Below are 12,660 nucleotides of genomic sequence, written 5' to 3'. Positions count from 1 at the left end.
GTCAACAAGGACCCCGAAGCCCCGATCTTCGAACTCGTCGACTACGGCGTCGTCGGCGACCTCTTCACCGTCCTGCCCCAGCTCACCGACGAGGTCAAGGCGGGCTGACACCGCCTCGACCCGCCGGCTAGCTCCACCCGCACGCAGGGCGCGACCGCCACGGTCGCGCCCTGCTGCCGTCCGTCCGCTCACCCCTGGACGGCCACCAGCGCTTCGGCCGCCGCCGTCCGCAGTTCCTCGTCCTCGACGAAGCCGCGCCAGGCCGCGTTGCTGCGCAGTCGGCGGTCCCCCGCGAGGGCGGCCCGCAGCAGCGGGGCGGCGGGCCGGGCGGCGGGGCCGATCCGGGCCAACTGCCGGACGGCGGTGGGCATGACGGGCAGGTGACGCCCCTCCTCGAGGCCGCGCAGGGCGGACAGCAGCGCCGGGACGGCCGCCTCGGCCTCCCCGGTCGCCGCCCACAGGGCGCCCGCGGCCTCGACCCCGACCCAGGCGTCCCGGTCGGCGGCCCGGACGCGCAACCGCCCGGCGCAGCGTGCCGCGTGCGGGCCGAGGTCGGCGAGCATCCGCAGCGCGGCGGGCCGGTGCAGGTGCGCGGCGAGGGCGTCGACGGCGGCCTCCGGGTCGCCGCCGAGCCGCCAGCACGCCCAGGCCGCAGTCCCGGCACCGGCACCGGCACCGGCACCGGCACCCGTGTCCGTACCGCCGTCGGCTCCGTTCATCCGTGCGTAGAGCATCTCCCTGGCCCGCGCGGCGGCGTCGGCACCGAGCACCCCGGGGCCGAGAAGCGCGAGCGCCCCGGCGGCGGGGGCCCAGCTGAGCTCCTCGGCCAGCAGGTCGAGCAGCCGCTCGACGGCGGTCCGGCTCGCGGTGCCCCACCCGGCCAGCACGGTGCCGAACCGGTGGGCCACCGTCCGGTCCCCCTGCCTGGCGAGTTCCTGCTCGACCACGGGCATCAGGTCCTGCGCGTGGCCGGGCAGCAGGGCCAGCACCTCGTGCAGCGCGGGCAGGACGGGCCAGTGCCCGCGGACACCCAGCCCGAAGTGCTGCCCTGAGCTGCCGAAACCCGCCGGAGCGCCCCGCAGGGCGGGCACGCAGCGCGGGTCGCCGCCGCGGGCGAGGGCCCAGAGCGCGGTGTCGGCGACCGGGTCGTCCTCCAGCAGGGCCGCGATCCGGTCGGCGTGCGGGGTGACGGCGGCCGGTCCGAGGCAGGCGAGCAGGTCGAGCGCGAGGCGGCGCACCTCGGGCGCGGGGTCGTCGAGGCGGGCGGCGAGCACGGGCAGCAGGTCGGCCGTGGGTGAGCGCCACTCGGCGAGCAGGGCGCCGGCCTGCTCCAGGGCGGCGGCGCGGTGCGCGGCGTCGGGGTGGTCGCGGAGCAGTGCGCGGACGAAGGCCGCGGCCGGTCCGGGCGCGGCGAACAGCGCTGTCGTGCGGCTGTAGACGCGGGTCAGGGCCCCCTGCTCCGCCCACTGCCGGGCGTCGGGGTCGCGCAGCGCTGCGACCAGCAACTCGGCATGGCCAGCCGGGAGTTCGGGTTCCTCCGGAACGAGGGCGAGCAGGGCGGCGTGGCGTTCCTGGAGGCTGTCGCCGTCCGCGAGCAGGGCCCGCAGCAGGCCCAGCGCCTCGGGGCCGTGCGGCCCGGCGGGTTCGCGCCGGGCGGCGCGACCCAGGGTCAGCAGCAGGTCGAGCCGGAGCGCCGGGTCGTCCTCCGCCGCCAGGGCCGCGAGCAGTCCGGGCAGCAGTTGCTCTCCTGGCGTGTCGCAGCACCGCAGCGCACGGGAGGCCCGGCGGCGGATCACGGGCAGCGGATCGCCGAGCAGCGCGAGGAGGTGCGGCAGCGCGCGCTCCCAGGCGGGCCACCAGCCGGGGTCGACGCCCGGTCCGCCCCTGGGGGCGTCCGCGGCCAGGTCGCCGACCAACTCCAGCAGCCACTCCCGGACGCCCGGTGCGAGGCTCGCGTCGGCCGCCATCCGCAGCACGAACGGCAGCGCGGCGGGGGCCGCCGAACAGATCCAACCCCCGTCGTGGAAGAAGCTGTTGGAGAGTTCCGAGACCGCGTCCTCGGCCTCCTCCCGATCGTCCCCCGCGCAGGCCCGCAGCAACTCCGGCAGGTCCTGCGCGCTGCCGTAGTTGTGTGTCAACGCGGCCCAGTCGACGGCGTCCAGTCCCTCCCACATGCCGCGGACTCTCTCACACCCGGGGCCCGACCCGCCCGTCCCCCTGCCCTATGATCGTCCACCGACCACCGGAACGAGGGGGACCCGTGTCGCAGGCCGCACCGTCTTCGAGCACCGCTTTCGACGCCAACGAGCGCACCGCCTGGGCCGGGCGCGGCGACGCCTACGCGGCCTCGTTCGGTCGGCTGTGCGCCCGCCCGGTGGGCGAACTGCTGGACGCGGCGGGCGTGTCGGCGGGCAGCCGGGTGCTGGACGTCGGGACGGGGCCGGGCACCGTCGCCGCCGCCGCGGGTGCGCGTGGGGCCCGGGTCACGGCCGTGGACGCCGAGCCGAGCATGCTCGAACTCGCCCGCCGCCACGCCCCGCAGGCCCGCGCCCTCCTCGCCACGCTGCCCGAACTCCCGTTTCAGGACGGCGAGTTCGATGCGGTGGTGGCCAACTTCGTGCTCAACCACGTGGGCCGTCCGCTGCTGGCCCTGGCCGAGCTTCGCCGGGTGCTGCGCCCGGGCGGCCGCCTCGCGCTGACCATCTGGTCGGGCAGCCCCGCTCCGGGTCAGACCCTGGTCCCGCGCGCCCTGCAGGCCGCCGGTGCGGTCCGTCCGCCGCACCTGGGCCCGCTCGACCCGGCCGACGACTTCCCGCGCACCACCGACGGCCTGGCCGGGCTGCTCACCGCCGCCGGACTGCGCGAGGCCGACTGCCGCACCCTCGACTTCGACCACGCGACCACGCTGGACGAGTGGTGGAGCGGCCCGGCGTCCGGCGTCGCCACGATCGGGCTGACCCTGCTCGCCCAGTCGCCCGAGGTCCGCGCCGCGGCCCGCGGCCACTACGAGCGGCTCGCCGCCGAGTACCGCACCGGCGACCCGAGCACCCCGGACGCCCTGCTGCTCCCGCACCGCGCGCTGCTGGCCACCGCCCTCCGCTGAGCCCGGCCGCCCGGTCTCACCACTCGCGGACGGCGACCAGCTCCTCCACGTCGGCGTCCGCGAAGCCGTACGCCTGCGCGATGTGGCCGAAGTCCTCGGCGATCGCCTCGCGCGCGACGGTCTCGATCTCGCTGTCCGCGGCGTCGAACTCCTCCGCCAGCAGGTTGAACTGCTCCGTCGCGACCTGCGTCAGCTCGTACAACTCGTCGAGCCCGCGCGGGGGTTCGGCCTCGATCCGCTCGCACAGCGCGTACAGGATGTCGCCGCCCTTGGCGACCAGGTGCGCCGGGTAGTAGCCGTCCCCGCGCATCGGCCGCAGGAACTCGTACCCCGCCACCCGCTCGTTCGTGATCGCCATGCCGTTGCTCCGCCCGGATCGAAGGATCTCCTGCGGCCCGATTATGCCCCGGAGCACCGACAGCGGGCGCGGACGGCGCCGCCGGGCCGCTCAGCCCTCCCCGGTGGGGCCGCGGAGCAGGTCGTCGACGTCCCGGCGCGGGGTGGCGGCGCCGGGCGGGCCGTAGCCGACCCTCAGCACCACCTGCACGGTGCCGATGCCGCTCTCCGGGTCGCGCAACCGCCATCGGGTGTCCGGGAGTTCGACCGCCTGGTGGAGCACCGAGACCCGCAGCCCGCGGGCGGTGGCCACCAGCCACACCCGTTCCATCGCCTGCCCGGCCCGCAGCCAGTCGGCGGCCGCGTCGCCACGGGTGGCGATGGTCGCGACCTGCGGCAGCGCTTCGAAGCGCTGGGTGCGCACCGGCCCGCGCCCGGCGAAGTCCCGTACGGGAACCCGGGCTTCGTGGTCCTGCGGGCCGAGCGCCCGCTCCGGGATGCCGTCCCGCACCGTCTCGGCGGGGCCCTCCGCACCCAGCGCCCCCGCCGGTTCCGCGCGCAGCCAACCCGCGGTCTCCGCACGGCGGGCGGCGTCCGCGACGATCCGTGCCTCGGCCTCCGCGGTGAGCGCCAGCACCCGGCGCGCCTCGGCCTCCTCGAGCACCTCCAGCACGGCGTCCTCGTCGGCGGCGGCCTCGACCAGTTCGCCGATCACCGCCTCGGGCACGTCCCGGTTCCCGAACGGCTCACGGCTGGAGCGCCGTCGGCCGATCGTCGCGGCCAACTCCGCCAACTCGACCGGTTCATCGGGGACTCCACGCGGCCCGAAGCGCACCACCGCGACCGGCCCATCCGGCCCGACGGCGCCGAGCGGCCCGGGCAGCAGGTCCAACTCCTCCACCGGCAGCCCGAGTTGTGCGGCCGCGACGCGCAGGTTGAACAGCGCCGCCCCGACCGACAGCAGCATCCCGCGCCCGTCCGGATCGGCCAGCGGCACCGCCCGCGCCGGGTCGGCGAACACCAGCACCCCGGGCCCGTCCGCGGTCGGCCGGAACCGCCACGGCTGCGCGTTGTGCAGCGACGGCGCGGCCCCGGCCGCCGCCACCAACGCCCGCAGCTCCGCCGCGCTCGGCCCGCCCGGCACTCCGGCACCGACCGTCGGCCCCGCCATCGAATCGGTCATCGACCCGGTCATCGACTCGGTCATCGCGGATCACTCCTCGCCGCATCCTCGTCGCGTTCCCCCACCTTCCGTGCCTCGATCCTGCGCCTGCCCCACCCCGCCCGGTAGAGCCCAAAGGCCCGGGCCGGACGGCCTCCGCCCCCTTCCTCCCCGCCCCGCCCCCGCCCCCGCCCCGCGTCGGTGCCCGCACCGCCCGCCGCCCCTGGCGTACCGTACCGACCATGGAATTCCGCCACCTGGGCCGCAGCGGCCTGATCATCAGCGAGATCGCGTACGGGAACTGGCTCACCCACGGTTCGCAGGTCGAGGAGGACACCGCGGCCGCGTGCATCCGCGCCGCCCTCGACGCGGGGATCACCACCTTCGACACCGCCGACGTGTACGCCGAGACGCGTGCCGAGTCGGTCCTCGGCCGGGCGCTCAAGGGCGAGCGCCGCGAGGGGCTGGAGATCCTCACCAAGGTGTTCTGGCCGACCGGGCCCGGCCGCAACGACCGCGGGCTGGGGCGCAAGCACGTCATGGAGTCGATCGACGGCTCGCTGCGCCGCCTGCAGACCGACTACGTGGACGTCTACCAGGCGCACCGCTACGACCCCTCCACCCCGCTGGAGGAGACCATGGAGGCGTTCGCCGACGTGGTCCGCTCCGGCAAGGCCCTGTACATCGGCGTCTCCGAGTGGACCGCCGACCAGATCCGGGCCGGGCACGCGCTGGCCCGCGAGCTGCGCGTCCCGTTCGTCTCCAGCCAGCCGCAGTACAGCGCGCTGTGGCGGGTCATCGAGGGTGAAGTGGTGCCGACCTGCGAGGAGTTGGGCATCGGCCAGGTGGTCTGGTCGCCGATCGCGCAGGGCGTGCTGACCGGCAAGTACAAGCCGGGCGCCGAGCCGCCGGCCGGGTCCCGGGCCACCGACGAGAAGGGCGGCGCGAACTTCGTGGCGCGCTGGCTGCGGCCCGAAGTCCTGGAGCGCGTACAGCTGTTGCAGCCGCTCGCCGCGGAGGCAGGGCTGTCGCTGGCCCAGCTCGCCGTCGCCTGGGTGCTGCAGAACCCGAACGTGTCCGCCGCGATCATCGGCGCCTCCCGCCCCGAGCAGGTCACCGAGAACGTCAAGGCCGCAGGCGTGAAGCTGGAGCCCGCGCTGCTCTCCAGGATGGACGAGATCCTGTCCCCCGTCGCCGAGTTCGACCCGGCCCGGACGGCGGAGAACGCCCCCAGGACCCGCCCCTGATCTCCCCGGAACCACCCGCGGGGGGGGGGGGGGGGGGAACGCATCGCCAAGGCCGTCAGCGCCCCGGACCCCGCCCCGGACCCCGCCCCGGGCGCCCCCCCCCCCCCCCCCCCCCCCCCCCCCCCCCCGGCGCGGGCGGCGCCCCCCCCCCCCCCCCCCCCCCCCCCCCCCCCGCGCCCTATCCGGGCAACTCGCCCCCGCCGCCGGGCTCCACCTCCTCCCCCGTTCCCGCGTCCGCCTCCGGCACCTCCTGCTGCGCCCAGATCGTCTTGCCGTGCCGGGCGAAGCGGGTGCCCCAGCGCTGCGCCAACTGCCCGATGATGAACAGTCCGCGGCCGCCCTCGTCGGTGGACTTGGCCCGCCGCAGGTGCGGGGTGCTGTCCGAGCTGTCCGACACCTCGCAGATCAGGCCTCGGTCGTTGATCAGCCGCAGCCGGATCGGCGACTTCCCGTACCGGATCGCGTTCGTCACCAACTCGCTGACGATCAGGTCGGTCGAGAACTCCAGCTCCTGCAACCCCCAGGCGGCGAGCTGGTGTTCGGCCAGGCGCCGGGCGGTGCGCACCACCGCCGGGTCCTCCGGGAGGGTCCACACGGCGACCTTGTCGTCCGGCAGCCCGAGGGTGCGCACCAGCAGCAGCACCGCGTCCTCGCGCTGCCGTTCGGGCAGCAGCGCGTACACCGCCTGGTCGCAGAGCTGCGACAGCTCCTCCTCCCCGGCCCGGGCCAGGACCCGCTGCAGCACCGCCCGCCGCCCCTCCCCGGGCCCGACCGGCAGCGCCTCGTCCAGGCCGCCGCGCTCCGCACCACCGCGCCCGGCCCCGCCGCGCTCCGCACCGCTGTCGGCCCCTCCCCCGGCGGGGCGGCGCGGCGGGCCGGACATCAGGCCGTTGGTGTAGAGCGCCAGGACGCTGCCGACGGGCAGTTCCACGACCCGGGTCTCGTAGCAGCCGTCGCCGCAGCCCAGCGGCAGTCCGGGTTCCACCGGGAACGGCACCGGCACGCCGTCGGGGCCGACCACGACGGGGCCGGGGTGTCCGGCCGAGGCCGCCGTGCAGGTCCGGCCGATCGGGTCGTAGATCAGGTAGAGGCAGGAGGCGAGCCCGTCCGGCAGGCTCTCCGCGCCCGCGGGCAGGCTGCCCTGCTGTTCGTCGGTCAGCACCCGGGCCGCGTCGTCCAGCCGCACCAGCAGTTCGTCGGGCTGCAGGTCCTGGACGGCCAGGGTCCGCAGGGCGGTGCGGACCTGGCCCATCAGGGCGGCGGCCTCGATGCCGGTGCCGGTGACCGAGCCGATCGCCAGGCCGACCCGGGCGGCGGACAGCGGCACCACGTCGTACCAGTCGCCGCCGGGCCCGACCCTGCCCGGCAGGTAGACGTGCGAGCTCTGCACGGCGCTCAGCTCCGCCGGTTCCCGGGGCAGCAGTTGGCGCTGCAGCGTGGTGGCGATCGAGCGCTCCCGCGCGTAGCTGCGCGCCTTGTCGATGGACATCGCGCCGCGCGCGGCCAGTTCGACGGCCAGCTCCAGGTCGTCCTGGTCGAACGGTTCGAGGCGCCGGTGCCGGTACAGCGCCAGCACGCCCAGCACGGCGTCGTGCACCACCAGCGGCGCGACGATCATCGAGTGCACGCCGAGCTCGGCCAGTCGGCGCGCGCGCTCCGGGTCGGCGCCCAGCCACTCCTCCTCGGTCAGCCCGCGGATCAGCCGGGCCCGCCCGTCCACCAGCGCCTGGCTGTACGGCGTCGGCGCCCCGTACGTGGACAGCGCGCCCTGCGGGATCGGCCCGGGCGAGGGACCGGTGGGGCCGGTGCCGCGCACGGACCGGTAGGCGACGCGGCGCAGCGGCGCGCCGGGGTCGATCGGGCCGGAGCGCAGCGGCAGTCCGCGCAGCGGTTCGTCGAGCAGGTCGACGGTGGCGGAGTCGGCGAAGCGGGGGACGGCGACGTCGGCGAGTTCCTGGGCGGAGCCGACGGCGTCGTGGGAGGCGCCGAGGCGGCGGTGGGCGCTGTGCAGGATGTCGAGCCGGTCGAGGGCGCCCTGCCGTTCGGTGACGTCCTCGACGGCGGCGACCAGGTAGGGGTGGCCGGTGTCGGAGACGATCCGGAAGAAGGAGGCCGAGACGACCATCTCGCGCCCGGGGTCGGTGGGCATCCGGCCGCGCACCAGGTGTTCGCGGACGTAGCTGCCGTCCTGGAGGGCCTGTCGGGCGACCGCCTCCAGTTCGGCGCGGTCGAAGCCGGGGGCGAACTCGGCGGGGCGGTGGCCGACGATGTCGGTGCTGGGCATGCCGCGCACGCCGTGGGCGGCGGTGTTGTAGCGGATCACCCGCAGGTCCTGGTCGAGCAGGTACAGGCCGAGCGGGGCCTGGGCGAACAGCGCGTCGAGCAGGGCGGCGTCGAGGCGGTCGCCCTCGCCGCTGCCCCGGGGCCCGCCGCCCTCCGGTGCCGTCTCCTCCACCGCGCCCTCCGCTTCCCCGTCCGCGCCGCCGCCATCGCCGTTGCCGCCGTTGCCGCTGCCGTTGTGCCGGTCGTCCCGGTGGCCGTCCACGCCGCTCCTCCGCTTCCCGCCCTCGTCCGGGCCCGTGCGCTCGACCTCGCGCCGCCCTGCGCCTTCGCCCTCGTCCCGGCCCGCGCCCTCGCGCGCGCCCTCGTCCCGGGGTCCGCTCACGGCCGCCCCCCTCCCTTCGCTCCGCTCCCGCCGTTCGGCGGGTCGGGTCGGAACGCGATCACGGCGATGTCGTCGCGGACGTCGGCGATCCCGGCGACGAGGTGCTCGCAGAGGTCGGCGAGCGGCCGGTGGCGGGCCGCCGCGGCGGCGGCGCAGAGGCGGGCGATGCCCTCGCTGAGGTGTTCGCCGGGCACTTCGACCAGGCCGTCGGTGTAGAACAGCAGCGTCTCGCCGGGCCCGACCGGGTGCCGGTGGGTGACCCGGGGGCGGCGCGGGTCGACGCACAGCGGGACGTCGGCGTCCTCGGCGGACAGCAGCCGGGGCGGCCCGTCGACGGGCACCAGGACGGGCGGCGGGTGTCCGGCGTTGGCCCACTCCATCTCCCAGCCGCCGTCGGCGCCGTGCCGCACCAGCCGGGCGTGCACGGCGGTGGCGAAGCTGCCGACGCCCAACCCCTCGGCGGCGGTGTCGAGTTCGCGCAGCGTGTCGGCGGGGGTGTGGGCCTGGCCGCGGGTGTACGCGATGGAGCGCAGCATGGCGCGCAGTTGGCCCATGGTGGTGGCGGCGGCGAGGTCGTGTCCGGCGACGTCGCCGATGGTCATGGCGAGCGAGCCGTCGGGCAGCGCGAAGGCGTCGTACCAGTCGCCGCCGACCTCGGCGTTGCGGCTGCCGGGCTGGTAGCGGGCGACGACGGCAGCGCCGCCGAGGGCGGGCGGGGTGGTGAGCAGGGCGCGTTGCAGGACGACGGCGGCGTGCCGGGCGCGTTGCAGGGCGAGGGCCTGGCGCAGCGGGGCCTGGGCGCGTTGCAGGACTTCGTGCTGGAGGTCGACGTCGGCGGGCCCCGGCGGTGGGGCGCCTTCGCAGCAGGCGGTGGCGGCGAGGGCGACGACGGCGCCGTCGACGACGATGGGCAGCAGGGTGAGGCTGGTGGCGCGGGTGTCGTGCAGCCAGCGGGCGGAGATCTCGGGGACGGCGCCCTCGGGGACGGCGCTGTCGGGGAAGGTCAGCAGGGTGGGGGTGCGGTCGGCGACGGCCTGCCGGGCGCGGGCGCCGAGGGTGAAGGTCTGCCGGTCGAGCGGGGGCAGCGGGGGCAGTCCGGGACGGGCGACGGAGGCGATCCGGGTGGCGACGACCTCGCCGTCGGCGGCGTCGGGCCCGGGCAGGAGGTAGACGGCGCAGACGTCGGTGAGGTCGGGGACGAGGGTGGCGGCGAGGGCGGCGAAGGCGTCCTCGGCGCGTTCGGCCTCGGTGACGGCTCCTGCTCGGGCGAGCAGGCGTTCGCGCAGGCGAGCACGCCACTGGTCCTCGATGTCGCCGGTGGTGCCGATCCACTCGGCGGCGCGGTCCTCGCGCAGCACGGGGACGGCGCGGGAGCGGACGTGCCGGTAGCCGCCGGTGACGCTGCGGACGCGGAAGGTCTGTTCGAAGACGGGGGGCAGGTCGCGGGCGGCGGCGGCCCAGCGGGCGGCGACGGCTTCGCGCTCGTGGGGGTGGACGACGTCCAGCCAGCCGCGGCCGACGGCTTCGGCGAAGGGCTGGCCGGTGAGTTCCTCCCAGCCGGGCATGAGTTCGTGGGCGGTGCCGTCGGGCTGGACGACCCAGACCATCTGGGCGGCGGCGGCCATCAGTGCCTCGTAGCGCTGCAGGGCTTCCAGGCGTTCGGCGGACTGGTGCTCGGCTTCGAGGGCGGAGTGCAGTTCGGCGGTGGTGTCGATGGCGGCGACGAGGATGCCGGGGCCGTACCGGGTGGCGGCCGGTGAGCAGGAGTAGACGAAGTGCCGGTGGGCGGGGGCGCCGGAGGGGCAGCCGAGGGTGCGGTGGGCGGTGACCTGCCGGGCGGTGCCGTCGGCGAGGACGGCGTCGAGGGTGGCGACGAAGCGTTCGGTGCCGGGTTCGGTGAAGGCCTCGCGGGCGGGCGCGCCGAGCGGGCGGTCGCCGAACAGGTCGCGGAAGGCGTCGTTGTAGTAGACCATCCGGTGGTCGGGGCCGGCGGTCAGGGCGATGGCCACGACGGCGCGGTCGAACACCTCGGGCGTCAGTTGCGGTTGCGGCACCCCGGTGTCCTCCTCCCGTCCGCCGTGCGGCGGGTCCGTGGGCCCTATGCGCTCTGCGGGCCCCGTGTGGTCGGTGTGCGCGTCGGCCCGGGCCGGTGCGGGTGGGGGCCCCGCTCCGGCCCGGGCTGTGCCGGTCCGTCGTCCGGTCATCCGTCCGGGGTCAGGCGAGCAGTTTCTGCTTCGCCTTCTCGAACTCCTCGGCCGAGATCGCGCCGCTGCTCTTCAGGTCGGCGAGACGGGCGAGCTCGTCGACGTGCCGTGGTCCGGCGTTCTGGTTCTCCGTCCCGGCGGCCTTCCGGATGTAGTCCTGGAAGTCGCCCTCGGCCTTGGCGGCCAGGGCCCGGTCGCGTTGGCCCATCTCCTTGCCGCGGGCGATCAGGTAGACCAGGACGCCGAGGTACGGCAGCACGATCACGAAGATCGTCCAGCCGGCCTTGCCCCATCCGCCCATGTCGTGGCTGCGGAAGATGTCCGTCAGCACCTTGAACATCAGGAAGAACCACAGGATCCACAGGAACAGCCACAGCATGGTCCAGAACAGGTTGAGCGCCGGGTAGTCGTCCATCGACTGGCTCCCTTCCACAGGTCCTTCGAGTGGTATCACCACATTCCGGACATCGCACCTCGGCGACCGCCCTCCGTGCGCCCCCGCGCGCGCCACCGCGCGCCGGGCGAGGATGTGAGCGGGTGTCAGGTTCGACGGCGGCGCGGGAGGCGCGAATGGACGCGGAGGACGGACGGACGGTGCGCCCGGACGACAACGACAACGGCGCCAACACCAGCAGCGGCACCGGCACCGGCACCGGCACCGGCACCGGGGGAACGGAGCAGGCCGAACGGCCGGAGCGGGTGACGGCGCTGCTGGCGCGGCTGACCCGGATGCTGCTGGCGGCCAGCGGCGAGGGCGCCTCGGAGGTCGAGCAGACCGTGGCGCGGGCCGCCGCGGGCCTCGGCGCCCGCACCTCGATGGTGCTGGTCCCGGACGGCGCGACGCTGACCGTCGTCCAGGACGGCCGCGCCTCGACGGTCGCGGTCCGGGCCTTCCCGAACATCGCCCGGCTGGACAAGGTGGCCGCGCCCAAGCCCTGGGCCCACCGGGTCTCGCTGGGCGGCACGCCCCTCGCCGAGGCCGAACGGCAGCCGGCGGCGATCGACGACTCGCCCGCCCCGTACCCGTGGTGGCTCGAGGGCCTGGGCATCGTGCTGTTCTCGGTCGGCTTCGCGCCGCTGATGCAGCCGACCTGGTACGAGATCGGCAGCACCGCGGTGCTCGGTCTGGTCACGGCGGTGCTGGCGGTGGCGGCAGGGCGCCGGCCGCGGCTGGCGCGGGTGCTGCCGCTGGTCGCGTCGGCGGCGGTCTCGGTGCTGGTGCTGGAGGTGTTCGCGCGCAGCCCGGTGCACGGCGGGGCGGTGCTGCTGGTGCTCCCGGCGCTGTTCTACTTCGTCCCCGGTGACCTGCTGTCCGCGGCCGCGACCGAGCTGGCGGCCGGGTTCCTGACCACGGGCGCGGTGCGCCTGGTGTACGCGGTGTTCCTGCTGCTGCAGCTGTACCTGGGCGTGATGCTGGGCGTGTACGCGACCGGCGGCGACACCTCGGCGCTGTTCGACCTGGCGGCGCACGCCGACCTGCCGCGCTGGGCGACGTTCCTGGCCTGGGTGGTGTTCACGGTCGGCACGGTGCTGGCGTTCGCGGTGCCGTGGCGGCTGCTGCCGCCGCTGCTGGGGCTGGGGTACCTGACGGTGGCGGTGCAGTCGGGCACGACGAAGCTGCTGGGCGAGGTCGGCGGGACGTTCGTGGCCGCCGCGCTGCTGGGCGCGCTGGCCACGGTGGTGGCCCGCCGCCCCGACCGGCCGCCGCGGACGCTGCTGGCGCTGCCCGGGTTCTTCACCCTGACCGTGGGCTCGCTGGGCACGCGCGGCCTGACCAGCCTGGCCGGCGGCCACCCGGTGCGGGGCTTCCACGACCTGCTGTCGATGGTCACCACCGTGGTGGCGATCTCCGTCGGCCTGCTGCTGGGCTCGGTCCTGGCCCAGCGCCCGCAGCCGCTGCCCTGACGCCCCCCGCCCGCGAAGTCCTCTTCCGGGTCGCCCTT

The 12,660-nt window shown here is 76.1% G+C and carries 9 protein-coding genes and 1 pseudogene; 4 read left to right on the top strand and 6 right to left on the bottom strand.

Translation table 11 applies throughout. From position 1 onward, the window contains the following. Nucleotides 1-108: pseudogene (locus ACFY00_RS14555) on the top strand (electron transfer flavoprotein subunit alpha/FixB family protein); the annotation flags it as partial. 80 nt (nucleotides 109-188) lie between these two features. Here the strand turns inward: ACFY00_RS14555 and ACFY00_RS14550 are convergent. Continuing rightward, nucleotides 189-2,174: a hypothetical protein gene (locus ACFY00_RS14550; RefSeq protein WP_388031083.1), complete on the bottom strand. Its 1,986-nt coding sequence runs from the start codon at nucleotides 2,172-2,174 to the stop codon at nucleotides 189-191. A gap of 86 nt (nucleotides 2,175-2,260) precedes the next feature. Between ACFY00_RS14550 and ACFY00_RS14545 the strand changes: the two genes are divergently transcribed. Next, on the top strand, nucleotides 2,261-3,103 hold the full coding sequence (locus tag ACFY00_RS14545) for a class I SAM-dependent methyltransferase (protein WP_388031080.1): 843 nt from the start codon (nucleotides 2,261-2,263) through the stop codon (nucleotides 3,101-3,103). Between the two features lie 16 nt (nucleotides 3,104-3,119). Here ACFY00_RS14545 and ACFY00_RS14540 read toward each other — a convergent pair whose 3' ends face one another. Both ACFY00_RS14540 and ACFY00_RS14535 read right to left on the bottom strand, forming a co-directional pair. Further along, the gene (locus tag ACFY00_RS14540; RefSeq protein WP_388031078.1) at nucleotides 3,120-3,461 is read right to left on the bottom strand and encodes a DUF5713 family protein; all 342 of its coding nucleotides are present in this window, start codon (nucleotides 3,459-3,461) and stop codon (nucleotides 3,120-3,122) included. 90 nt (nucleotides 3,462-3,551) lie between these two features. Next, nucleotides 3,552-4,646, bottom strand: coding sequence for an Acg family FMN-binding oxidoreductase (locus tag ACFY00_RS14535; RefSeq protein WP_388031076.1), 1,095 nt, complete (start codon nucleotides 4,644-4,646; stop codon nucleotides 3,552-3,554). 197 nt (nucleotides 4,647-4,843) lie between these two features. Here ACFY00_RS14535 and ACFY00_RS14530 point away from each other — a divergent pair, with 197 nt between their 5' ends. After that, nucleotides 4,844-5,848: an aldo/keto reductase family protein gene (locus ACFY00_RS14530; RefSeq protein WP_388031073.1), complete on the top strand. Its 1,005-nt coding sequence runs from the start codon at nucleotides 4,844-4,846 to the stop codon at nucleotides 5,846-5,848. Between the two features lie 178 nt (nucleotides 5,849-6,026). Here ACFY00_RS14530 and ACFY00_RS14525 read toward each other — a convergent pair whose 3' ends face one another. The 3 genes from ACFY00_RS14525 to ACFY00_RS14515 all read right to left on the bottom strand — a co-directional run bounded on the left by ACFY00_RS14525 (nucleotide 6,027) and on the right by ACFY00_RS14515 (nucleotide 11,132). After that, a complete protein-coding gene (locus ACFY00_RS14525; protein WP_388031072.1) occupies nucleotides 6,027-8,513 on the bottom strand; it encodes a SpoIIE family protein phosphatase in 2,487 nt (828 codons plus the stop codon). After that, the gene (locus ACFY00_RS14520; protein ID WP_388031070.1) at nucleotides 8,510-10,567 is read right to left on the bottom strand and encodes a SpoIIE family protein phosphatase; all 2,058 of its coding nucleotides are present in this window, start codon (nucleotides 10,565-10,567) and stop codon (nucleotides 8,510-8,512) included. The genes ACFY00_RS14525 and ACFY00_RS14520 overlap by 4 nt, the downstream gene beginning before the upstream one ends. Before the next feature lie 160 nt (nucleotides 10,568-10,727). After that, nucleotides 10,728-11,132, bottom strand: a complete 405-nt coding sequence (locus ACFY00_RS14515) for an SHOCT domain-containing protein (protein WP_388031068.1) — start codon at nucleotides 11,130-11,132, stop codon at nucleotides 10,728-10,730. A 155-nt stretch (nucleotides 11,133-11,287) separates the two neighbouring features. On the opposite strand from ACFY00_RS14515, the gene ACFY00_RS14510 reads away from it, so the two are divergent. Continuing rightward, nucleotides 11,288-12,622, top strand: a complete 1,335-nt coding sequence (locus tag ACFY00_RS14510; protein WP_388031066.1) for a threonine/serine exporter ThrE family protein — start codon at nucleotides 11,288-11,290, stop codon at nucleotides 12,620-12,622. The last annotated feature ends 38 nt before the right edge of the window (nucleotides 12,623-12,660 follow it).

Origin of the sequence: Kitasatospora sp. NPDC001540, from assembly GCF_042894345.1 — a bacterium.
GTDB lineage: Bacteria > Actinomycetota > Actinomycetes > Streptomycetales > Streptomycetaceae > Kitasatospora > Kitasatospora phosalacinea_C.
Note: the sequence above shows the minus strand (reverse complement) of the source record. Positions and strands in the feature narration are given on the sequence as shown.

What these genes read in the sequence shown, in the direction of transcription:
- ACFY00_RS14550 (WP_388031083.1), bottom strand. Translation starts at nt 2,174, where the DNA reads ATGTGGGAGGGACTGGACGCCGTCGACTGGGCCGCGTTGACACACAAC.
- ACFY00_RS14540 (WP_388031078.1), bottom strand. Translation starts at nt 3,461, where the DNA reads ATGGCGATCACGAACGAGCGGGTGGCGGGGTACGAGTTCCTGCGGCCG.
- ACFY00_RS14535 (WP_388031076.1), bottom strand. Translation starts at nt 4,646, where the DNA reads ATGACCGAGTCGATGACCGGGTCGATGACCGATTCGATGGCGGGGCCG.
- ACFY00_RS14530 (WP_388031073.1), top strand. Translation starts at nt 4,844, where the DNA reads ATGGAATTCCGCCACCTGGGCCGCAGCGGCCTGATCATCAGCGAGATC.
- ACFY00_RS14515 (WP_388031068.1), bottom strand. Translation starts at nt 11,132, where the DNA reads ATGGACGACTACCCGGCGCTCAACCTGTTCTGGACCATGCTGTGGCTG.
- ACFY00_RS14510 (WP_388031066.1), top strand. Translation starts at nt 11,288, where the DNA reads ATGGACGCGGAGGACGGACGGACGGTGCGCCCGGACGACAACGACAAC.